This is a genomic window from Myroides odoratus, assembly GCF_001549985.1.
GTDB classification, from domain to species: Bacteria; Bacteroidota; Bacteroidia; order Flavobacteriales; family Flavobacteriaceae; genus Flavobacterium; species Flavobacterium odoratum_A.
In genome coordinates, this window is sequence record NZ_LROZ01000001.1 from 648675 (window position 1) to 672972 (window position 24298).

General features: G+C 37.7%; 19 protein-coding genes. 5 read left to right on the forward strand and 14 right to left on the reverse strand.

Annotated elements, in window-relative coordinates:
• Window positions 1-4: 4 nt before the first annotated feature.
• From AWV75_RS03045 to AWV75_RS03075, 7 genes are all read right to left on the reverse strand, one after another.
• Entirely contained in the window at window positions 5-3118 is a 3114-nt protein-coding gene (locus AWV75_RS03045; protein ID WP_060872950.1) for an efflux RND transporter permease subunit, read from the reverse strand.
• 23 nt (window positions 3119-3141) lie between these two features.
• The gene (locus AWV75_RS03050; protein ID WP_060872951.1) at window positions 3142-4257 is read right to left on the reverse strand and encodes an efflux RND transporter periplasmic adaptor subunit; all 1116 of its coding nucleotides are present in this window, start codon (window positions 4255-4257) and stop codon (window positions 3142-3144) included.
• 201 nt (window positions 4258-4458) lie between these two features.
• Window positions 4459-5856, reverse strand: a complete 1398-nt coding sequence (mgtE, locus tag AWV75_RS03055) for a magnesium transporter (RefSeq protein ID WP_060872952.1) — start codon at window positions 5854-5856, stop codon at window positions 4459-4461.
• A gap of 18 nt (window positions 5857-5874) precedes the next feature.
• Window positions 5875-6570, reverse strand: a complete 696-nt coding sequence (locus tag AWV75_RS03060; protein WP_060872953.1) for an MgtC/SapB family protein — start codon at window positions 6568-6570, stop codon at window positions 5875-5877.
• A gap of 227 nt (window positions 6571-6797) precedes the next feature.
• Entirely contained in the window at window positions 6798-8156 is a 1359-nt protein-coding gene (locus tag AWV75_RS03065) for a sensor histidine kinase (protein WP_060872954.1), read from the reverse strand.
• Window positions 8146-8847, reverse strand: a complete 702-nt coding sequence (locus tag AWV75_RS03070) for a response regulator transcription factor (protein WP_060872955.1) — start codon at window positions 8845-8847, stop codon at window positions 8146-8148. Before AWV75_RS03070 ends, AWV75_RS03065 begins: the two co-directional genes overlap by 11 nt.
• Before the next feature lie 98 nt (window positions 8848-8945).
• Window positions 8946-9269 carry a single-stranded DNA-binding protein gene (locus AWV75_RS03075; protein ID WP_060872956.1) on the reverse strand — a complete coding sequence of 108 codons (324 nt, stop codon included), beginning with the start codon at window positions 9267-9269 and terminating at the stop codon, window positions 8946-8948.
• A 136-nt stretch (window positions 9270-9405) separates the two neighbouring features.
• Here AWV75_RS03075 and AWV75_RS03080 point away from each other — a divergent pair, with 136 nt between their 5' ends.
• From AWV75_RS03080 to AWV75_RS03090, 3 genes are all read left to right on the forward strand, one after another.
• Window positions 9406-10932, forward strand: coding sequence for a GNAT family N-acetyltransferase (locus tag AWV75_RS03080; RefSeq protein ID WP_060872957.1), 1527 nt, complete (start codon window positions 9406-9408; stop codon window positions 10930-10932).
• Window positions 10933-11390: 458 nt separating this feature from the next.
• Window positions 11391-12269 carry a methylated-DNA--[protein]-cysteine S-methyltransferase gene (locus AWV75_RS03085; RefSeq protein ID WP_060873003.1) on the forward strand — a complete coding sequence of 293 codons (879 nt, stop codon included), beginning with the start codon at window positions 11391-11393 and terminating at the stop codon, window positions 12267-12269.
• Window positions 12256-12864, forward strand: coding sequence for an alpha-ketoglutarate-dependent dioxygenase AlkB family protein (locus AWV75_RS03090; RefSeq protein ID WP_060873004.1), 609 nt, complete (start codon window positions 12256-12258; stop codon window positions 12862-12864). The genes AWV75_RS03085 and AWV75_RS03090 overlap by 14 nt, the downstream gene beginning before the upstream one ends.
• Before the next feature lie 112 nt (window positions 12865-12976).
• On the opposite strand, the gene AWV75_RS03095 is transcribed toward AWV75_RS03090, so the two are convergent.
• Complete coding sequence (locus tag AWV75_RS03095; protein ID WP_060872958.1) at window positions 12977-14395, reverse strand: MBL fold metallo-hydrolase; 1419 nt, start codon at window positions 14393-14395, stop codon at window positions 12977-12979.
• 161 nt (window positions 14396-14556) lie between these two features.
• Here AWV75_RS03095 and acnA point away from each other — a divergent pair, with 161 nt between their 5' ends.
• The gene (gene acnA / locus AWV75_RS03100) at window positions 14557-17289 is read left to right on the forward strand and encodes an aconitate hydratase AcnA (protein WP_060872959.1); all 2733 of its coding nucleotides are present in this window, start codon (window positions 14557-14559) and stop codon (window positions 17287-17289) included.
• 35 nt (window positions 17290-17324) lie between these two features.
• Here the strand turns inward: acnA and AWV75_RS03105 are convergent, their stop codons facing one another.
• From AWV75_RS03105 to AWV75_RS03130, 6 genes are all read right to left on the reverse strand, one after another.
• The gene (locus AWV75_RS03105) at window positions 17325-17984 is read right to left on the reverse strand and encodes a response regulator (protein WP_060872960.1); all 660 of its coding nucleotides are present in this window, start codon (window positions 17982-17984) and stop codon (window positions 17325-17327) included.
• 259 nt (window positions 17985-18243) lie between these two features.
• Complete coding sequence (locus AWV75_RS03110; protein WP_060872961.1) at window positions 18244-19233, reverse strand: aspartate-semialdehyde dehydrogenase; 990 nt, start codon at window positions 19231-19233, stop codon at window positions 18244-18246.
• Window positions 19234-19270: 37 nt separating this feature from the next.
• Complete coding sequence (gene recJ / locus AWV75_RS03115) at window positions 19271-20971, reverse strand: single-stranded-DNA-specific exonuclease RecJ (RefSeq protein WP_060872962.1); 1701 nt, start codon at window positions 20969-20971, stop codon at window positions 19271-19273.
• Window positions 20971-21396: an OsmC family protein gene (locus AWV75_RS03120; RefSeq protein WP_060872963.1), complete on the reverse strand. Its 426-nt coding sequence runs from the start codon at window positions 21394-21396 to the stop codon at window positions 20971-20973. Before AWV75_RS03120 ends, recJ begins: the two co-directional genes overlap by 1 nt.
• 225 nt (window positions 21397-21621) lie before the next feature.
• On the reverse strand, window positions 21622-22293 hold the full coding sequence (rsmI, locus tag AWV75_RS03125) for a 16S rRNA (cytidine(1402)-2'-O)-methyltransferase (protein WP_002989126.1): 672 nt from the start codon (window positions 22291-22293) through the stop codon (window positions 21622-21624).
• Between the two features lie 4 nt (window positions 22294-22297).
• Window positions 22298-23572, reverse strand: coding sequence for a hypothetical protein (locus AWV75_RS03130; protein WP_231737957.1), 1275 nt, complete (start codon window positions 23570-23572; stop codon window positions 22298-22300).
• Between the two features lie 100 nt (window positions 23573-23672).
• On the opposite strand from AWV75_RS03130, the gene AWV75_RS03135 reads away from it, so the two are divergent.
• Complete coding sequence (locus tag AWV75_RS03135; protein WP_002989122.1) at window positions 23673-24284, forward strand: thymidine kinase; 612 nt, start codon at window positions 23673-23675, stop codon at window positions 24282-24284.
• Window positions 24285-24298 lie beyond the last annotated feature (14 nt).

The window sequence follows — 24298 nt, forward strand, 5'->3', positions numbered from 1 at the left end:
AATGCTAGTTTTCTTCTGTTTCTTCTACTTTCACAAAGTCACTGTCTTTCCCCCATTTACGTTCCACTAAATAATACAAAGCAGGCAATACAAAGAGGGTTAAAATAGTAGCGAATAACAATCCATATACAATTACTGTCGCTAATGGACGTTGAACGTCTGAACCAATTCCCGTTGCCATAGAAGCAGGGAATAACCCTAAAATCGCTACTGTGGCAGTCATTAATACCGGTCTAAATCGTTGCTCAGCCCCCAACAAAACGGATTCTAGCAAAGCATGTCCTTTCTTGCGTAAGTCATTGATATAAGAAATCATAATTACTCCATTCTGAATAGCAACCCCAAATAATGCAATAAATCCAACGGCTGAAGACACGTTCAAGGACATACCTCTCACATTCAAGGCTAACATACCTCCAAAAAGAGCTAAAGGAACCACAACCATCAATAATCCTGCTTGTCTGAATTGGCCAAATGCACCATATAGCAATACAAACATCAAACACAAGGTAAGCGGAACGATAATTGCCAAACGATTATATGCACGGTTTTGATTTTCAAATTGTCCTCCCCATTCAATGTGGAATTTGCCGTGGTCATACGTAATATTATCCTCTATTTTTTGCTGCGCTTCTTTCAATAAAGAACCTAAATCGCGATTACGAACGTTTAATTTTACAGTTAAATGACGTCTGTTCATTTCACGTGTAATGGTACTCTCTCCGGTACTGGTTTTTACATCCGCCACTTGTGACAACGGAATCTTCGCTCCACTACTCGAAGTCAACATCAAATTGGCAATCTTCTCTGGTGTATTTCTACTTTCTTCCGTATAACGTGCACTAATATCATAGACCTTATTGCCAATAAAAATTTGAGAAATGGCTTTTCCACCAATAGCAACTTCTATCAATTCCGCTACATCCGCTACATTCAATCCATATTGCGCAATTTTATCACGATTTGCATGAATTTGTAATTGTGGTAAAGGTGGTTCTTGATCAATCGCTAAATCTACGGCCCCATCTACTGTTTTTAATGTTCCCAGAACCTCATTGGCAATACGTCTCGTTTCATGAAAATCTTCTCCATAAACTTTCACCACTAATTCACTATGCGCTCCAGAAATCTTATCCATTACACCATCAATCATGGGCTGTGCGAATCCTACTGTAAAACCAGGAAGCGATTCATATTCTGCCGCCAACTCCTCAATTAAATCATTTTTCGTTTTGCCCCTTGGCCATTCTTTATAAGGTTTAATACCAATAGAACACTCAAAATGAGACGGTGTAAATGGGTCGGTACCGTCATCATTTCGCCCTGCTTGTACCATTACATAAGTTACCTCTTCATATTTCATTGTTCGCGCACGTAGTGTATCACTCATCTCTTTGGATTTCTCCAAGGAAATTCCTGGTGGTAAAGTCACTTGTAACCAGATAGATCCTTCATCCAAAGGCGGTAAAAAGTCTTTCCCCACTTTTACCGTTAATCCAACTGTTATCACCAATACAATAGCAAGAGGTAAAAACACTTGTTTTGGTCTTTTCATAATCTTTGCAATGCGATTATGATACAATCCCGTTAGTTTTTCCAACCACTTATTGTGATATATCTTTCTTGGTTTTTTATACACTGCATACGCTAGTCCTGGAATTAAGAATAATGCCACTAAAAGAGCACCCAACAAAGCAAATCCCACGGTAAATGCCATAGGCGTAAATAGTTTCTTTTCTACACGTTCAAAAGCAAAAAGAGGCAAATAGGCCGTGATAATGATAATTGTCGCAAAAAATACAGGCTTTGCTACTTCTTTCGTACGTTGTGCAATTGATTTCTCCTTCAGTTCCTCGTTCGGATTATCTTCTCGCTTCTTGAGAATGGACTCCATCATCACAATAGCGCCATCGACAATAATACCAAAGTCAATTGCTCCTAAAGACAATAAGTTTGCTGGAATATCCGTAAAATGCATCAGAATAAATGCAAACAACAAAGACACCGGAATCGTAATGGCTACTAATAAAGCTCCTCTCCAACTACCTAAAAATACAATTAATACAATAATAACTAAGCTAATTCCCTCAATCAACGTTGTTGATACGGTATGTAGTGTTGTATCTACTAATTCTGTACGGTCTAAAAACGTGTGAATCTTAACGCCTTCTGGCAGTAATTCGTTGTTTAATTCATCCACATATTGGTGGATTTTCTCCAATACTACCGATGGATTTTCTCCCTTTAACAACAGTACAATCCCTTCAATACTATCGGAATAATTACGCTCTTTATCAGAATAGCCTAAAACCCCTTTGCGTTCAACATTTCCATATTTTAAACGCCCTAGATCTTTTAAGAAAATGGGAATACCATTATCCGCTTTAACCACAATTTTCCCTAAGTCTTCTAAATCTTTCACCAAGCCAATTCCGCGAACAACATACCCTAAATCTCCTCGTGTCAACACACTTCCTCCCGAGTTTACGTTGTTTTCTTCAATTGTTTCCGTTACATCACTTAACGATAAATCGTATTGTTCTAATTTATGTGGGTCTAATTCAATTTGAAATTGAGTCGTAATCCCTCCAAAATTTGTTACCTCTGCTACACCTGAAACTTGATTTAATTTTGGAATAATGATAAAGTTTTGAATATCCGTGAGCTCGCGCAAACTATAACCGTCCCCTTCGATAATATAACGATAGACTTCTCCAATTGGCGAGGTTAAGGGGTCTAATTCAGGAATAGCTTCATAAGGAAGCTCTACTGCATTTAAACGTTCTTGAATACGTTGACGAGCAAAATAATCATCTACCCCATCCTCAAAAACAAGGGTAATCATGGATAACCCGAACGTACTATTACTACGCATAACGTGCATACCTGGCATTCCATTTAGTGCACGCTCAATGGGAATTGTAATCTGTAATTCAATTTCTTCCGCAGCTAAACCTGGTACTTGCGTCACGACTTGTGAGGTTGTATCTGCGATATCAGGATACGCTTCTATGGATAATTGCTTCCAAGAATAATAACCGAAGATACACAGTAAGCCAAACAAAGCAGCAACAAGCCATCTTTTGTGTATAGCTATATCTATTATATTTTTTTTCATTTTTTTGCTGTTTTATAGGATTACTACAACTGTGGTAAGTAAATACCCCCTTCGCTTACAATTTTGTCTCCTTTTGCTAACCCAGACAATATAACGGTCTGATTACCAGAAACCCCACCGATGACTACATTTTTGCGGATGTATTCGTGTGGTGCTACTTCAACAAAAACGAAAGAATCATCTTCTCCTTGCAATACGGCTCTTGAGGGTACCAAAATCACTTTTTCTGGTTGATCAATGAAACGTACATTCACATACATACCCGGTTTTAGCTTGCGTTCATTATTATTCACGTCAATCAACACATCAATACTTCTCGTTTCTTCATCTACAATTTCATTCACATGGTAAATAGTTCCCTCGATAGGTTCACCTGGATAAGCAGATAACTCAATTTGAACTTTATTCAATTTCGTCAAATGTTGGATATCTTTTTCTTTGACTTTTCCTATAATCCAAATTTTGTTCAATGCGGCAATTTTAACTACGGGATCCGCATCGTCATTGATGTATTGTCCTAATACAATATTGTTTTCCAATACTTCTCCCTCAATAGGAGAACGCACAATTAACGGCTGTCCTAACACCAAAGAGGTGGGTTGAACATTGTATATTTTGATGGCTGCAGTAGCATTGTCAAAAGCGGCTTTTGCTATTGAATTTTCCGTTTCAGCTTCTTCATACTCTTGAAGAACTCCAACGCCATTCGCTAATAGGTCTGCTTGTCTTTTTAAATTCAAAGACGTTTGTTTGTATTCTTGTTTGGAATCAAAGTAATCTTTTTGTGCTTCAAAATAATCTGGTGATGACACCTCAAATAACGGTTGATTCACACTTACTTTTTGCCCTAATTTGATAAACGATTTGATAATTCTCCCTGAAAAAGGAGAAGCAATCTCCGCATAATGGTTCGGTATTGCTTTTACTAAACCTGCAGTGACTAAATCGAAGGTAAAATCTTCCACTTCTACTTCTGTTACCTTAATTCTGTCTTTGAGGTTTGAATTTTCTGTCAAAGAAATGACCTGATTATGCACTTCGTAGGGTGTAACGTCACTCGTTTGTTCTTTTTTATCCGAGCAAAAACTCAATAAGATACTCAAGCCTAGAACTCCTGCTATTTGTACTTTTTTTGCCATTATGATTGTTTTAAAATTTTTACTTTATAATATTTTCTTAATTTACGAAATTTTAAGCTATAATTTTTATTATTATAATAATACATTACGTTTATTTAACAATAAAAACAACTATCCATTACCCATAAGGGGTCAAATCACAACGAAACCGTCCTTTCTTCATTTTATTCTATTTTATAGTCCTGTTTACATGTAGAATACTTAGTGCAAATCAAAAACATAAGCGGCCAAACCAAAATAGATTAACAGTCCGAGGATATTGACAATGGTTCGAATAGCTGGACTTGCTACCACAGCTGGATCAGCCCCCATTTTCTTTACAAGCAGCGGCAAAGCAGCTCCAATGACAGTAGAACCTATAACTTGCAAAAACAAAGCCACTGTAATCACTGCACCAATAACCCACAAGTTAAACGCTTCTGGCGATTCCGTTTCCCAACTCAACAGGACAACTTTACTAAAAGCTAACACACCTAAACACAAGGCTAACATTAATCCGATTTTCATTTCTTTCCACAACACAAGCATCCATGATTTTACTGTTATTTGCCCTAGTGCTATTGCTCGTACAACTACCGTTGCAGACTGACTTCCAGCATTTCCACCAGCATCTGCCACCATAGGCATATAAATAGCGAGAATGACCATTTGCGCAAGAGCGCCTTCAAAATTGTGAATGATTAACCCAGATATTAACCCAACGATAGCTAAAGTTACCAACCAAAACACGCGTTTTTTAAAGTGATTGAAAACAGAAGTTTGCTCATAATCTGCATCTTCACTACTTCCCATCACGCCCATAAATTTTTGCATGTCTTCTGTGTGTTCCGCCTGAATAATATCTAAAGCATCATCATGGGTTACAATCCCCACCAACTGCTTCTTGCGATTGAGAATAGGCAAGGCTACTAATTCGTATTTGTCGATCTTAGCCGCAACTGCTTCATTATCTTCATCGACATACCCAAAAACAAAATCACGGTGTAATTCTTCTTCAGCCAATTGATGTGGTTCTGCTATAATTAAATCCTTTAGGGTAATAAATCCCAATAAGGTTTGGTCTTCATTGACTACATAGATGTAATAAATCGTTTTCTTAGAGGGCGCATCTTGGCGTACTTTGTGAATCGCTTCAAAACAAGTCATATCCTTACTAACCGTGGCAAAATCTGTACTCATAATTCCACCTGCGGTATCTTCCGGATAAGAGCTCAAAGCCAATACATTCTCTCGTACTTGTTTCGTCAAAAATGGCAACAAATCAATTTGTTCCTGCTGCGTTAAAATTTGAAATAAATCAGCGCGATCTTCGGAGGGCATTTGCTCAAATAATCGAGCAAAGCGCTTCATACTCAACTGCTGAAAAACAGATAGCTGTTTGACTAAGGGAAAAGCGGCAAAGATTTCCGCTTGATGCTCTAATGGAAATTCGCGTAAAATGATAAACAATTCTTTTGTATCCATCAAAGAAAGCGCCTCACTCACATCAATAATGGGCATCTTTTTCAAGACAGGAAGCATTTTCATCATTTGATCTACTCCTTGAAAATCTTGTGCGATTTTGCGTAAACTGGTGTGTTCGTACTTCATTGTTCTCATGACATTCCTTTTTAACGATTAGTATGTAATTAACTCCCATGAAACTTCAGACACCCCAAATTCTAAAGAAACTTTTTGTGTAATCTGTTCTAAAATATCATCCTTACGTCCGATACAGTACACCTCAAATTTGAGATAGGAAAAGGCAGGGTTGCCATTATCTGAACTTTTTAACGAACGCATTTGCAATTCTTTTTGAGCTTTTAAGTGCTTTAGCACCATCACACGAATATCATTCTCTACTTGCTCTTTACACCCCACGATGATTTCGTAAAATACTTCGGAGGAATCACTTTCTGTTTCAAAGGACAGCTTATTCATTAAACTTCCAATTGGACGCAACAATAAGTGTGCACCTACAATTAAAATAGTCATGACGATTGCTTCTTGCCATAAACCTACTCCACACATCGAGCCAACCGAAGCGGAGCACCAAATCGTTGCTGCTGTATTCAAACCGCGGATGCTGAATCCATCCTTCATAATCACGCCAGCTCCTAAAAAACCAATTCCACTTACCACATAAGAAGCAACACGCCCTACAGCAGTTCCTCCAATTTGATACGACATCAATACAAAGCCTGCTGCTCCAATACAAACCAGCGTATTGGTTCTCAATCCCGCACTTTTTTGTCTTACTTGGCGCTCAGCACCAATTAACGCTCCTAAAACAAAAGCAAGTAATAATCTTAAAATAAATACTGTAATTGCCATAACTTCATTTTTTTGCTCCTACTTCGTGCATACAAACTCCGTTATAAACAAGCAGTAGGACAGTTAACATTCTTTTCTTCGAAAGGATTCTGTGTCCATCATTTATTTTTTTTGATGGGACAAAAGTAGATGTAATGAGGCTTGGCGACTATTAGAAAGCCTTTAGAAAAAAATTAGAATTCTATTAGAAAAAAAAAGCGCCTACTGTACAGTAAGCGCTTGATGAGTTAAAATTGAATCGTAAATGTCGTTCCTTCTCCTACTTGAGAGTCGACATGCAACGTTCCTTTATGTAGCTTGATAATTTTATTCGTCAAGGGAAGACCAATGCCATTTCCCTCTTTGTAGTGTTGGTTTTTACCGCGATAAAAAGGCACAAAAATAGATTCTAAATCCTCCTCCGCAATACCGATTCCCTGGTCAATCACTTGAACGACTAAGTGATAATCTTCATATTTCACTTGAATCGTACAAGCTTTCTGCTCCGAGAACTTACACGCATTTTCAAGTAAGTTAACCAAGGCTACCTCCAAAAGATAAGGATTAGCATGTACCATCATCATCTCTTCACTGGTGACCGATTCATCAATGACAAAATTAAATTTGTACGACGCATCCATTTTTTGCAACTTCTGACAAGCATCTAAGATTACCTCATCCACGCGAATTGATTTAAATACAATTTCCGTTGGGTCATAACTTGCTTTAGCAAAGTCTAATAAACTATTGGATAAACGCACGATTTTTTGTGAATCGTTTAGGGCGTTCTGAATTGTCTGAATATAATAGGCTTGATTTTGTTCCTTACTTAAGGCTAATTCAAGTTCCGCAATAATAGCTGCTAATGGCGTTCGTAACTCATGTGAAATATTAGATACAAATTGCTTTTGAGAATCAAAGGAATTCTCTAAGCGATTCAGCATCTCATTAAACGTATTGGCCAAAGCCCCTAGTTCGTCTTTATTTTTTTCTGTGCTAATGCGCAAATCTAAATTTGTAGCTGTGATTTGATTCACCTCATCATTCATCTTCTTGATGGGCAGCAATACTTTATCTGCAAAAAACAACCCCACAAAATAGATGACTAAGAGCGAAATTACAACCAAAACTACAATGGTAACAAACAAGTTTTGCAACTTGGTGTAACCATATTCATCATATGCTGTAGCCGTAACAATATAGTTTTGATCATTAAAGGAATACGTCACTCCGATAACTTGCCAATCTTCTTGCGTATAATGTAAACTTCCTTTATCAATGATACTTCTAATCATTTCTTTGGTTTCCTTCACCCGATCAATTTCTTCTGCATCGTGATACAACAAGTTGAAATCATAATCATAAACAGCCACCTCAACCTCATTGATAATTTCACTATTGTTGAGGTAAATTTTATGCAAAGTCGTTGGTTTTACTTGAGCTTCTAAAAAGAGTTTCGCTTTCGTAATTGCTTCTTTTTCCAATTCTTCATAAAATTCAACTTCTCTGCTCTTGGAGGAAGACCAATAAATAACACTAGCGAAAACCAATAATATCGAGGCCACCAACAACGTAAATAGCAGCGTAAGTCTCGTTTTAATTCTCATGACGTTGCAAGATAAAGCCCATACCCGATTTCGTATGAATCAATTTGTTATTCGCATCGAGTTCAATCTTCTTTCTTAGATAATTGATGTACACATCAATAAAGTTCGTTCCTGTATCAAAATGAGTATCCCATACTTTTTCCGAAATCTCCGTACGCGATAAGACGCGCTCTGGGTTTTCCATCATGAATTGCATCAAATTAAATTCTTTGGGGGTCAAGTGAATTTCTTGTCCTGCCCGTTTGAATGTTTTCTGATTTAAATCAATCTCTAAGTCGGCATATTTTAAAATTGGATTATTGGTTTCTGTAGCATTTTCAAAGCGTTTCAACAAGGCACGAATGCGTACATAGAGTTCTCTTAATTCAAAAGGTTTTACCAAATAATCATCCGCTCCTGCATCAAATCCTTCTACTTTATCATCGGTTGTTCCTAAGGCGGTCAACATAATAATGGGCGTATTGGGCAAGGTTTGTTTGAGTTCCTTACACAAATCAATTCCATTAATTTTTGGCAGGATGACATCGGTAATAATCAACTGGTACTTTTTCTGTAGGGCCAATTTCTTTCCCATATAGCCATCATAAGCTACATCCACAGCAAAGTTCTGATCTTGCAAGCTGCGTTGAAGCAATTCTGCAACGCGAATATCGTCTTCTATTACTAATATTTGACTCAAAAGATTATCCATTTAAATTAATCTTGAGCAAGATAAGTCTTTTTGCAAAAAAAGAGGTTATTTATCCTATAAAACAACCTCTAATTCCGTTTTAATCCTTTCTTCATCAGCTAAAAAAGCAACTCCGAAACAACGATTTCCGTGATGTATCTTTTGTTGTTTTCCTTATCCTCATATGATCGATTCACCAATTTCCCCTCAATAGCAACTTCTTTCCCTTTTACAACATATTTTTCAGCAATATCTGCTAGTTTGCCCCAAGCGACAACATTATGCCATTGTACATTTTCAATCTTTTCTCCTTTGTCATTGAAGTAAAACTCATTGACTGCAATAGAAAAAGTAGCTCGTTTTTTATCCGAACCAAAAACGATAATTTCGGCATTTTGCCCTGCTCGTCCGATTAGTTGAACGCGGTTTCGTAGTGAACTCATAATCTGTCTTTTTAAATTAAATAATCTCTCATTATTTTTTAGCAAAAAACACACCAAACCCAAGGGGTTATCCCCATTTACCTTCTAAAATATTTACTTATTACAAGTATTATTTGTAATTTGCAATAAAAAATTCATGGATACTACAATTAACAAGATTGAACTTCGCAACCTCCAACTTGACGATTATTTGGAGCTTAAAAATTCAATGCTTGAATCCTATACGGGAATGGAAGACCCTTATTGGAATAAAAGTGAGATAGAAAACCTACTGAGTATTTTCCCAGAAGGACAGTTGGTCGTTTTAGTGGATGATATTGTTGTAGGATCGGCGCTTTCTATTATCATTGATGAGAAGAAAGCCATGTCCACCCATAATTACGATCAAATTACAGGTTATTCTTCTTTTAGTACACACAACCCTAAAGGGAATATTTTATACGGGATTGACGTTTTTATTCACCCAAAATATAGAGGATTGCGCCTAGGTCGTCGTTTATATGATGCACGAAAAGAATTGTGTGAACAACTCAACTTAAAATCGATTGTATTTGCAGGAAGAATCCCGAAATACGCCAAATATGCGAATGAACTTACACCCAAACAATACCTAGAAAAAGTTAGGGCGAAAGAAATTAATGACCCTGTGATGTCCTTCCAAATGTCGAATGACTTTCACATGGTTCGCTTAATGCGCAATTACCTTGATGGAGATAAAGAATCGAAAGATTATGCTGTTTTATTAGAGTGGAATAACATCTACTACGAAAAAGAAGTACAGCTCATCAATACCAAAAAGAGTGTGGTTCGCTTGGGGCTAATTCAATGGCAAATGCGTCCATTCAATGATTTAGAGGAATTCTTTGATCAAGCTGAATTTTTTATCAATGCAGTATCTGATTACGAAAGTGATTTTGCCATGTTCCCGGAGTTGTTTACAGCGCCTTTAATGGCTGCCTATAACCACTTATCCGAGGCAGACTCTATTCGTGAACTCGCTCGTTATACGACACCTATTCGCAAGCGATTCCAAGAATTTGCTATTTCGTACAACATCAATATTATCTCCGGTAGTATGCCGTATATCATTGATGGAACATTATACAATGTTGGTTTCCTTTGCAAACGCGATGGAACCTATGAAATGTATTCGAAAATTCACATTACCCCAAATGAGGTTCACTATTGGGGAATGCAAGGAGGCTCAGCCATCCAAACCTTTGATACCGATTGTGGAAAAATCGGAATTATCGTTTGTTATGATGTGGAATTCCCAGAATTACCGCGTTTACTTGCAGAAGAAGGAATGGAAATCCTGTTTGTTCCTTTCTTAACGGATACACAAAACGGATATACCCGTGTTCGCAACTGTGCCGCTGCACGTGCCATTGAAAATGAGTGCTATGTAGCCATTGCAGGATGTGTGGGTAACTTACCAAAAGTAAATAACATGGACATCCAGTTTGCGCAAGCCGCTGTATTCACCCCTTCTGATTTTGCCTTCCCTACCAATGGAGTCAAAGCAGAAGCAACCCCAAATACTGAGATGACGCTAATTGTCGATGTCAACCTAGACTTATTGAAGGAATTACATGAACACGGAAGTGTTCGTATCATGAAGGATAGACGTTTAGATTTATACGATTTACAGAAAAAGAAATAATTTATTTTTCTTCAACTGATAGAAAAGCTTGAGTAACCCTCAAGCTTTTTTCTTTTTGATCTTCTGCCAGGTAGTACGTCATTTTGCGCTAAAAATTAGCATGTTTCGGATTTTAGAACTGATAAAACCTAGCGATATTTGTTGTCAGTTGACAGCGTATAAAAAGTGAATGGTAAGAAGTGCATTAGGAAAGGGTTTATAGTAGTTTTGTTGGACATTCCTTGGACAATGCTTGGATTATACTAGGAAAATATACCTATTTATCGAAGGAATGTCCTAGTAAAGTCGAAGGAAAGTCCAAGAAGTATTGAAGGAAACTCGAAAGAACCTTATTCAACTCCCTAAGCTATCTCTTTATGAACCTAGTTTTGGAGTAAAGTTGAAAAGTGAGAAGTGAAAAGATGAATTCAAAAACCGTACACTGTAAACCGTTAACCGTACACTGTAAACCAAAGATTATGAAAGAAGCAACCTTAAACTATACTCGTATTGCTGAAGCGATTGAATACATTCAGACAAACTTCAAAAGACAACCTCGTTTAGAAGAAGTTGCGAATGCTTTACATTTAAGTCCAGCGCATTTTCAGCGCTTATTTACAGCATGGGCAGGTACTAGTCCAAAGAAATTCCTACAATTTACTAGTTTAGAATATGCAAAATGGTTACTCAAGGAGCAACAAGTAACCTTATTTGATGCCACCTTTGAAACAGGTTTATCCAGCACCAGTCGTTTGCATGATTTGTTTATTACCTTAGAAGGGATGACACCCGCAGAGTATCAACATGGGGGACAGCAACTGACCATTAATTACAGCTTTGCTTCTAGTTTTTTTGGTCCCATTTTGATTGCTTCAACGGCAAAAGGGATTTGTCACCTCGTCTTTGTTACAGCAGAAGAAGCAGTAGCCTTACAAGAACTGAAAGCGAAATTCCCTCAGGCTACCTTTCGAGCGCAAACCGATCAGTTACAACTTCAAGCCCTACAAATCTTTCAACAAGGTAAACCCGATTTGAATCAAATCAAATTACACTTGAAAGGAACGGAGTTCCAACTCAAAGTTTGGCAAAGCTTACTTGCAGTGCCTATGGGAAAACTAACTACGTATGGAACTATTGCACAAGCGATCGATAATCCAAAAGCATCCAGAGCCGTGGGTACAGCGATTGGAAACAATCCCGTAGCCTTTTTAATCCCGTGTCATCGCGTTATTCAATCCTCGGGTGTCTTTGGTAATTATATGTGGGGAGCGACGCGTAAAACGGCTATTATAGGCTGGGAGGGCGCACAAGTATATGGAAATAACGAATCAAAAAACAGTACTGATGGACTTATTTAATTCTTTGGAAGATACAAAACACAATTACTTGCCTTATGGTGGGACCGTTCACTTCTATGGCTTTCTTTTAACGGCTGAAGAATCTTCGTTCTATTTTGAGCATTTACTTCACCATATTGAATGGAAAAATGATGAAGCCATCATCTTTGGTAAAAAGGTAATCACAAAGCGCAAAGTGGCTTGGTATGGTTCACAAGCCTTCCCTTACACCTATTCTAACGTAACCAAACTTGCTTTACCGTGGACCCCTGAATTATTGGAATTGAAAACGCGTATTGAACAAGCAACAGGAGAAACGTATAACTCTTGCTTGTTAAACCTGTATCACGATGGAAGTGAAGGTATGGCTTGGCACAGTGATGGAGAAAAGGATTTAAAGAAAAATGGCGCTATTGCTTCTTTGAGTTTAGGGGCGACGCGAAAATTTTTTTTCAAACACAAATCCACAGCCGAAAAAGTTGAATTTACCTTAGCCAGTGGGCACCTGCTCGTCATGAAAGATGAAACGCAAACATTTTGGTTGCATCGCTTACCTCCGACCAAAGTCGTCCATCATCCAAGAGTCAACTTGACGTTCCGTACCATTGAGAAATAAAAAAACAGCTCCCAAACACACAGAGAGCTGTCTTAAACTAAAAACATAATAACCATTCTTATGATCCAACTGAAGAGAACCACAAGAATGTCTAAACAACTGAATTACTATTTTATAACAAGGAAGTAGGACATACAAAAGCAGTCTTATCTAATGTTGTTACAGGGGCGATCGCTTGAAAGCCTCCAACAACATCTACTACCTTTAAAAAACCTTGTGCTCGTAACATGGAAGCTGCAATCATACTGCGATATCCTCCTGCACAATACACAACTTGTATTTGTTCTTTATCTAAGGTGTTCATTTTTTCTTCCAATGTATTCAAGGAAACAAAAACAGAAGAAACCAAATGTTCTGCTTTATACTCGCTTTCTTTTCGGACATCAACCAGTATAGGTTTCTCCTTTTCGATATAAGCATCTAATTGCTCTGCTGTCAAACGTGAAATCTCATGTAAAGGTCTATTCGCTTTTTTCCAAGTATCTATCCCTCCCTCTAAGAATCCAACTGTATGATCGTATCCCACACGAGATAAGCGAATCATACTTTCTTCTTCTTTTCCTGGATCCGTAATCAACACAATTGGTTGTTGAATATCTTTAATCAACTCCCCTACCCATACTGCAAAAGGACCATTCAATCCAATATTAATACTTTGGGGAATAAACCCTGAAGCAAAGTCTTGCGGTGATCGAGTATCCAAAATAAACACTTCTCCTGTAGCGAGCATCGCATCAAACATAGCTAAAGTCAATGGTTTGTATGCGCGATCTAATACTTCATCTAACTGTTCATAGCCACCTATATTAAGCAAGACATTTTTCGGAAAATATTGAGGAGGAACTGCCAACCCAGTTAATACCTCTTCCACAAACTCATCTTCCGACATATCAGCGCGAAGGGCATAATTTGTTTTTTTCTGATTGCCCAATGTATCGGTTGTTTCCTTGCTCATATTTTTACCACATGCACTTCCCGCTCCATGATTTGGATAAACGATAAGATGATCGGGTAATGGCATAATTTTATGACGTAGCGACTGATATAAATGTCTTGCTAGTTTTTCTTGCGTCAGTTCTGATTTGACCAACTGCACCAAATCAGGTCGTCCTACATCTCCAATAAACAACGTATCTCCAGTAATAATAGCATGAGGTTCTCCTGCTTCATCAAAAATCAAATATGTACTACTTTCCATGGTATGCCCTGGTGTATGCAACACTTGTATTTTTACCCCTCCTACACGAAACACTTGGTTATCTGTTGCAATAATCGCCTCATAATTGGGTGATGCGGTTGGGCCAAATACAATTTGTGCTCCTGTTTTTTGCATCAAGTCCAAATGTCCACTCACAAAATCGGCATGAAAATGCGTTTCAAAAACATACTTAATTGAGGCTTTATCTTCTGCTGCTCGATTGATATAAGGTTGTACATCACGCAAAGGGTCAAAAATGGCCGCTTCGCCTTGACTTGAAAGATAATAGGCCGCATGCGCTATACATCCCGTATAAATTTGTTCGATTTTCATGATTCACTATTTTGTTATGTAAAAGTAATTCATCCTCAGGGGGTTAAAAATGACAATTATCATGAATCTTTCAGGGATTTTAGATTTATTTTAAGATTAAATCCCTCTTCTTCCCAGAGAGAATCCATTATTTTTTTGTAAATTGGGAAAAACTAACAATTATGAAGAATTACAAAATAGCCTCGCTTAAAAAGCTACAAGATGAGGGCAAAGACATTCATCGTTTGCCTTTTTCAATTCGTATTCTATTGGAGAACGTATTGCGAAATCACGACGGATTTGCTATTACAGATGAGCATATCGATACGTTAGTCAACTGGCAACCTCAACCTACGGATAAAGACATCCCTTTTAAACCTGCTCGTGTATTGATGCAAGATTTTACGGGTGTTCCTGGCGTAGTGGATTTAGCTTCTTTACGTGCAGAGTATGTGCGTCAAGGAAAAAATGGAGAGAAAATTACTCCGGCTATTCCTGTTGATTTAGTCATTGACCATTCGGTACAAGTGGATTATTTTGGAACAGATTACGCCTATAAAGAAAATGTAACCAAAGAATATGAACGCAATGCCGAACGTTATGAACTACTGAAATGGGCACAACAAGAATTAAAAGGATTTACTGTTGTACCACCAGGAATGGGTATTTGCCACCAAGTAAACTTAGAATATCTCGCAAAAGGGGTTATCAATAGAGATGGTTGGTTATTCCCAGATACTTTAGTAGGTACAGATTCTCACACCCCTATGGTTAACGGAATTGGAGTTATTGCATGGGGAGTTGGAGGTATTGAGGCAGAAGCAGCGATGCTAGGTCAACCCATATACTTTACTTGTCCAGAGGTTGTAGGACTTAAACTAACTGGAAAAATACCAGAAGGAGCCACTGCGACTGATATGGTATTATCCATTACAAAAATACTGCGCAAACAAGGTGTCGTAGGTAAATTCGTAGAAGTTTTTGGAGATGGTTTAGATCATCTTTCTGTAACTGATCGCGCAACAATTTCCAATATGTCTCCTGAATTTGGATGTACAGTTACCTACTTCCCTATTGACAATCAGACGTTACACTATATGCGTCAAACCAACCGCGATGAAAACCACGTGCAACTAGTAGAAGAATACTGTAAAGAAAATCTTTTATGGCGTACTGGTAAAGAAGACATCACGTATTCTGCTGTTGTAGAACTAGATCTAAACACCTTAGAACCAACAGTATCAGGTCCAAAACGTCCACAAGATAAAATCTTAGTACGCGAATTAGATCAAACTTTCTCTACTTTATTAGAAGAAGAATACAATCGTGCTTATGTATCTGTGAAAGACAGACGTGAATCAGCTTGGTTATCAGAAGGAGGATCAGGAACTGAATTTATATACAAACAGGCAGAAAAACCTACAAATGAACGAACTGAAGTAGTCAAAGAAAATATGCGTGCAGTTCGCATCAAACAGAAAAACAAAGAATATGTATTAAGTGACGGTAGTATTGTGCTTGCAGCAATTACTAGCTGTACCAATACATCCAATCCTGAAGTAATGATTGGTGCTGGATTAGTGGCTCGAAAAGCCATACAACGCGGATTGCGTACAAAATCATGGGTTAAAACTAGTTTAGCCCCAGGATCTAAAGTAGTTACACATTACTTAGATCGTTCAGGTCTATCTGAAGATTTAGAAGCTTTGCGCTTCCACACTGTAGGATATGGTTGTACGTCTTGTATTGGAAATAGTGGACCATTACCTGCTCCTATTGCAGAAGCCGTACACCAAGGTGATTTGGTTGTAGCTTCTGTATTATCAGGAAATAGAAACTTTGAAGCAAGGGTTCATCCTCAAGTAAAAATGAACTTCTTGATGTCACCTATGCTGGTTGTTGCCTATGCATTAGTAGGTCGTGTGGATATCAACTTAATGACGGATCCGTTGGATTATGATCCAAATGGAGAGCCTGTATATTTAAGAGATATTTGGCCAACACATGAAGAAATTAGAGCAGTTATCAACGACTCTTTAAAACGCGAAGACTTTAAAGAAGTGTACGATCAAATTTTTGAAGGAGAAGAAAACTGGAAGAATCTTCATGCTCCAACAGGCGCTAGTTTTGAGTGGAATCCATCCTCTACTTATATTCGTCATGCTCCATTCTTTGAAAACCTTCCGAAAGAACCTAAACCTTTAACAGATATCGCGAGCGCACGTGTGTTACTGTACTTAGGTGATTCCGTAACTACAGATCATATTTCACCTGCAGGTTCTTTCAATGAAGAATCAGCAGCAGGGAAATACTTATTGTCACAAGGGGTTAAACCCGAAGACTTTAACTCCTATGGATCTAGACGTGGAAATCATGAGGTGATGATGAGAGGAACGTTTGCCAATGTCCGCATCAAGAATAAAGTAGCACAACGCGAAGGAGGATATAGTACCTATTTCCCAACGAATGAATCGTTGACCGTATATGATACTGCGATGAAGTATAAAGAAACGGAAACACCGCTGATTGTACTCGCTGGAAAAGAATATGGTAGTGGTTCTTCTCGTGACTGGGCAGCAAAAGGGGCTTATCTCTTGGGAATTAAAGCGGTTATTGCCGAAAGTTTTGAGCGTATTCACCGCAGTAACTTAATTGGAATGGGAATTGCTCCTTTGCAGTTCTTACCCAATCAATCTGCAGAAAACTTAGGATTAACAGGAAAAGAAACGTATACTATTACAGGACTAGCTGAAAATCTAACTCCACATAAAATAGTAGAAGTAACCGCAGTCAATGAGGCTAATCAAACGATTAAATTCCAAACCTTAGCTCGATTCGATTCACTGATTGAAATTGAATACTATAAAAATGATGGAATTCTTCAATATGTATTAAGGGATTTCTTGAAAAACTAAATAACAAAAGGCTGTTCCGCGGAACAGCCTTTTTTTTATACAAAACCTTGTTTAATTGCTTCTTGCAAGAGGGTTGCTGAATCTGGTACACCAAAAGCCGCTTTCATTTTAGCAAGGCGCTTTTTGATTGTTGGTGCAGATAAAGGCACATATTGGTCTAAGTCAATCAGCTTATGCCCTTTTGCTAATAACAGCAAAATTGCTCGATTATAATCGTCATACATCACTTCCTTAGCAACCATTTCTTCCAGACACTTCTTTACCAACGGACTTTGATAATCATGTCCCGTAATAACCAAGCGAACAACATCAATTAATACTTGAGGTGTTATCTCCTTTTTGCCAATAATACTTGTAGGTTTAATGTTTTTTACGATATCATAAATTGTCAATATCTCTGTATGTCCCGTGATGGTAATAGTTCGACACGTAGGCATCTCTGTCTTAATATAGCGGATGATATCTCCCCCATCTTCCCATTTCGATTCCTCTCCTTTGGGCAATGAAAAGTCCACAAGTGCGAGATCATAGGGTTCTTTATGAGCAATTGCTTGATCAATTTTTTGCTTTGCCTCAGTACAATCGAATGCTTTTTCAAAAATATAACCTTGAGCAAATTCAGCATGACTCAGCAATGCCATTCGATATCCTTCTAAAATCAGAGGATGATCATCTACCAACAAAATTCTTTTCATACAACAATCTTTACTATCTTAAATTAAGTTTTTGAAACGCTATGCTGTAACCCCCTTAATCAATTCCCCAAAAAGATTAAAAGTTCAGAATAGACATAACGACTATTCCTCGCTAATGTAATAAAAAAACGTCCTTCCTTTTCTATTCTTCATTCCCATTTGGTCATTTTTATCCTAAAAGTATCATCCATTACTTCATTAAAAGCATAAAAAAAGCCAATTAGCAAGCTAATTGGCCTATAACTAAATGGTATGTTTTTTACACTAATCCGTTGGCTACTAAATATTCTGCAATTTGAATCGTATTGGTCGCGGCTCCTTTTCTCAAGTTATCAGATACAATCCACATGTTTAATGTATTGGGTTGCGTTTCATCTCGGCGGATACGCCCAACAAAAACCTCATCTTTTCCTTGTGCATAAAGAGGCATAGGATACGTATGGGTGTCGGTATTATCTTGTACTACAATTCCAGGTGTTTCATGCAAAATACGACGAACGTCTTCAATAGCAAACTCTTGTTCAAAAGCTACATTCACAGCTTCACTATGTCCTCCAACAACTGGAATACGCACAGCGGTTGCCGTTACTAATACCGTATCGTCTTCTAAAATTTTCTTGGTTTCATTCACCAACTTCATTTCTTCTTTGGTGTACCCATTATCTTCAAAAACATCACAATGAGGCAATGCATTGCGGTGGATCGGATAGGGGTAAGCCATTTCTCCAGACTTCCCTTCATATTCATTTTCTAATTGTCTTACGGCTTTCACTCCAGTTCCTGTAATGGATTGGTAGGTAGAAACAACCACGCGTTTCACCTTGTATCTTTTATTTAAAGGAGCCAACGCCATAACCATTTGAATAGTTGAACAATTGGGATTGGCAATGATTTTATCTTCTTTTGTTAAACTCGAAGCGTTAATTTCAGGAACTACTAATTTTTTCGTGGGATCCATTCTCCAAGCAGATGAATTATCTATAACCGTTGTTCCAACAGCTGCGAATTGAGGAGCCCATTCCAATGAAATAGACCCACCAGCAGAGAACAAAGCAATTTCTGGTTTCATCTTTACAGCTTCGGCCATTGATTGTATCGTATACTTCTTTCCTTTAAACTCTATTTCATTTCCTACGGACTTCTCAGAAGCCACTGGGATTAATTCTGTTACTGGAAAATTGCGTTCTGCTAATACTTTTAGCATAATCTCTCCTACCATACCGGTAGCGCCTACTACTGCTACTTTCATTTTAAATAATAAAAATTATAATTATTCTATTTTATTTTTATACTAATTGCATGTCCTTAATTTGCAACTGATTACTAACCTCGCCTTTCCATTCATTCTCTTCAATAGAGTACACTAAATCGAAAAACGCACGATTCTGAATCTCGTCTAAATACTTCCCAAAGGAGAAGCCTATCGCACTGAATCCTTTGTCTAAATGTCCACGTTGTCTGACATACATCTTCAGGTGTTCTTGATTTGCTCCTAACCCTCTTGCATATCCTGTATCGTAGACGTTTTTGGTCAAGAAAACAGGACTCATATTCTCTGGACCAAAAGGTTCAAATTGCTTTAGGATCCGACAGAACTTGGGTGTAATTTCAGCAAAATTCAATATAGCATCAATTTCAACTTCTGGTATCAGATCACGTTCTTGAATCGTATTGGCCACTATTGCTTCAAATTTTGCTTTAAAGTTGACGTAATTTTCCTTTTTACACGTCATTCCAGCGGCATACATATGTCCTCCAAATTGAATCAACTCGTCAGAACACGCTTCTAAAGCAGCATATAAATCGAAATTCTTCACTGAACGTGCTGAAGCGGCTAACACATCTCCACTTGCTGTAAACACAATTGTCGGTCGATAATATGTTTCAATCAGACGAGAGGCTACAATACCAATCACGCCCTTATGCCAAGATTGATGAAAAACCACTGTCGATTTGTTGTTAATCTCCCTATTTTCTACAATCTGATCTTTGGCTTCTTCTGTTATATTTTGATCTAATACTTTTCTTTCTTCATTAAAGGCAATAATCATTTCGGCCGTTTCTTCTGCTTCGCTCATTGAGAAACGCGTCAGTAAATCTACGGCATAATTACCATGTTGTATTCTTCCTGCTGCATTAATTTTCGGTGCAACTTTGAAAACAATATCGCTTACTGTATAGCTACTTTGCTTGTATACATTCAGCAATGCCTTTATTCCTGGTCTTGGATTGCTATTTAAAACCTCTAATCCAAAATAGGCTAAAATTCTATTTTCTCCCGTGATTGGGACAATATCTGCTCCAATTGCCGTAACAACCAAATCCAGATAAGGCATTAAATCTGCGATGGTTTGATTGCGATTTGCTGCTAAAGCTTGCACCAACTTAAAACCAACACCACAACCACATAATTCATTATAAGGATAGGAACAATCACTTTGTTTGGGATCCAATACCGCTACTGCATCGGGAATTTGATTTCCTGGTAAGTGGTGATCGCAAATCACAAAATCTACTCCTTTTTCCTTCGCGTACGCTACGTGTTCAACGGATTTAATTCCACAATCCAGCGCAATGATTAATTTGATATCATTATCTGCTGCATAATCAATTCCTTGATAGGATACCCCATACCCTTCTTTGTATCGGTCTGGAATGTAGCGATCTACTTGTGGATAATACGATTGAAGATACGAATAGACCAAAGCTACTGCTGTGGTTCCATCTACATCATAATCGCCAAAAACCAGAATATTTTCTTTTCTATCAATCGCTTCTTCAATTCTTTTGACTGCCTTATCCATATCTTTCATTAAATAAGGATCATGCAATTCATCCAAAGAAGGACGAAAGAAACTCTTTGCTTGTTCATAGGTTGTAATTCCACGGTCAACGAGTAGTTGAGCTAAAACGGAATCAATTCCCAATACTTGAACTAGATGATTAACACTTTTTTGATCTTTTACCTTTTTTAAAGTCCACCGCATTATTGTTGTTTATGGTAATGAATATTCGTTTCAACTTTCGCAAACTGCGTAAACATATGCATTACACCACAATATTTTTCTACAGATAAATCAACTGCTTTCTTCAATTTTGCTTCATCCAGATTATTCCCATAAAAGTGATAATCGACGATTACCGTATGATAAACCGCCGGATCTTCATCGGTCAATAGTCCTTCTGTTTCGATTGTAAAATTGGCAACTTCCAATCTCATTTTTTTGATTAAAGAAGCAACGTCTAATCCTGAACATCCTGCCAAAGCAGATAACATCAAGGCTTTAGGTCTAAAACCTTTATTATCTCCTCCATTTTCTGGTCCAGCATCAATTTGCATGGTCCCTCCACTTGGATTCGTGGACTCAAATTGCATATTCTCTAACCAAGTAGTTGTAACTTTATGTGACATGATATATTCTCGTTTTTATCAAATGTATCAAAAAAAAACAAGGATTAATCCTTTTAAAACGTTAATAATTAACACTCCTAAAATCAGTAATTTCTTCAATAATTTGCTTACTACAAGTAGTTTTTAAGCCTATTTTCATCAAAAACGGAAATTGGCAGCTATTCACTTATTTGTGGTGTTTGTAAAAGACAAAAGGAGCTGTGCATACCAACACAGCTCCTTTTTCTATTTTTTTCCTGCTACTACAACGACAATTTCCCCTTTAGGTGGTTTCTCTTCGAAGTGTTTGAGCACTTCTACGACCGTTCCTCTTACGGTTTCTTCGTGTAATTTAGACAGTTCTCTAGAGACTGAAATCACGCGATCTTCGCCAAAATAGGTTTGAAATTCACCTAATGTCTTGACTAATTTATGGGGTGAAACGTAGATAATCATCGTTCTCGTTTCTTCTGCTAATTGTAGATAGCGGGTTTGACGTCCTTTTTTATCTGGTAAAAAGCCTTCAAACACGAATTTATCATTTGGTAGACCGCTATTCACCAAGGCAGGTACAAAGGCCGTTGCCCCTGGCAAACACTCTACTTCAATCTGATTTTCAATACAGGCTCTAGTCAATAGAAAACCTGGATCGGATATAGCAGGTGTTCCTGCATCAGAAATCAACGCAAATGTTTCACCTGTTTGCATGCGTCTCACTAAACCTTCTACCGTTTTGTGTTCATTGTGCATGTGGTGACTCATCATCGGTGTATTCACCTCAAAATGTTTCAACAGCTTTCCACTGTTTCTTGTATCTTCTGCTAAAATATAATCGACTTCTTTCAACACCTTAAGGGCGCGAAACGTCATATCTTCTAAGTTGCCAATCGGTGTTGGTACAACATATAATTTCCCCATAATCTTATTCGAAACGCTTTTCAATTAACGCCATAAAACGCTCAGCATATTCTTCTTTACCTTCCCAATTATTGTATTCTGGTTTCACCAAGTGCTCCACAAAACTTCTTGCTTCATCATAAGTGCTTACCGTATTTAACTGCGACAATACGCGATTGAAGTCTTCCGAACTATTGGCAAACAAGTGTTTTTCAAAAGCAATGCGATCATTTAATCCTACTACAATCGTACCACGATAGATGTCATTGATTGATTTTTTTACAATACGAGGTTCTCTTACTGATACTTGATCTAAATTGAACAACATATTTTGTTGATGTTCAACCTTGTCTTCTTCCTTTTTCTCTTGTTCTTTTACTTGCTCTTCTTTTTGTTGAGCGAAAAAGTTCTCTGTCGATTGATTTTCTTCTACTGGAGCTGTTTGTTCTCCTACTCGTTCAAACCTACTGTCATCTACGAGAATCGTATCTTCCTTTGCTAAATCTTCTACTCGAATAAACTCAATCTCTCCGAAATCAAATCCTTCAAACGGATTATCTTCTCTTTGATCGCCAGTTAAAGGAGCGAATACTTCTTCTGTTTTTTCCTCTTGGAATTCGAATGTTTCTTCGTTTACAGTCGTTTCAGCCACCACTTGATCCGCTAATTCTTCTTCCTCCAATACTTCTGTTCCATCCTCTTCCGTCCATTCTTCCTCTTCTTCTTCTAGCTCCTCTTCCTCTTGTTCCTCTTCTAGTTCTTCCTCTACCTCTTCTTCGACAAGAGCTGCAAATTCTTTTTCCTCTTGCTCTTCTTCCGTTTCATTTGCTACTTCGTCTTGCTCTGCCTCCTCCTCTTGCTCATCTTCAATTTCATTGGCTACTTCTTCTTGTTCAAATTCAAGGCTTGTTTCCTCTTCTTCTGAGATTTCTTCTTCAACCAAAGTAGGTGAATCAAAGTCTACCACTGTTTCTTTCTCAGCTTCCACTACGATCGGATAATCTTCTACGATTAGATCTGCTGGAATTTGAGATCGTGCATCTTCTTCTAGAGTAGCGATCATCGCAATTTCTTGCTTGCTTGTTTCGGCCTGTGTTACCGCGCTTAATTTTGCTACTAACTGATCTTCAGTTATGTCGTTTACAAGTCCTAATGCTAGGTTATCTTGATAAAATTTTAAAATTTGAAGCTTCTCATATAGTTCTTTGGCTTCAACATATAACTTATCCACATCAGTATCCTTCATCTGTAAGACACGATGAACGATGCTCAACAACTCTCCCTCTAAGACTTTCTTCATAACTTTTAATTTCATTAGTAAATTATACAAGCTTTTTTTGATAAATTTGTCCTTCACAAAGTAACAAAAAAACTACTGGTTTCGACCTGAAAATTACAAAATGTTTCTAGAAATTCCTGTTAATCACAAAGAACAGTTTGGTTGGATCGAAGTAATCTGTGGATCAATGTTTTCTGGAAAAACAGAAGAACTGATTCGCCGACTAAAAAGAGCCCAATTTGCCAAGCAAAAAGTTGAAATTTTTAAACCTGCTGTAGATACGCGATATCACGATGAATATGTGGTTTCACATGATTCGAATGAAATCCGTTCTACTCCAGTACCCACAGCAGATAGCATTCGACTTTTAGCTAGTGGTTGCGATGTGGTTGGTATTGATGAGGCACAATTCTTTGACGATGAAATTGTCAATGTTTGTAATGAATTAGCCAATTCGGGTATTCGCGTTATCGTTGCTGGTTTAGATATGGACTTCAAAGGAAATCCGTTTGGTCCCATGCCAGCCTTAATGGCGACTGCTGAATATGTCACCAAAGTACACGCAGTATGTACACGCACGGGTAACTTGGCGCATTATAGCTATAGAAAGGCTGCTAGTGATGCTATTGTTATGCTTGGCGAAACAGAAGAATATGAACCATTGAGTAGAGCTGCGTATTATAACGCCATGCGAGAAGCTGAAAAACTCAAGAAAGAAAAACCCAAACCCTGATTTTATAGATTAAA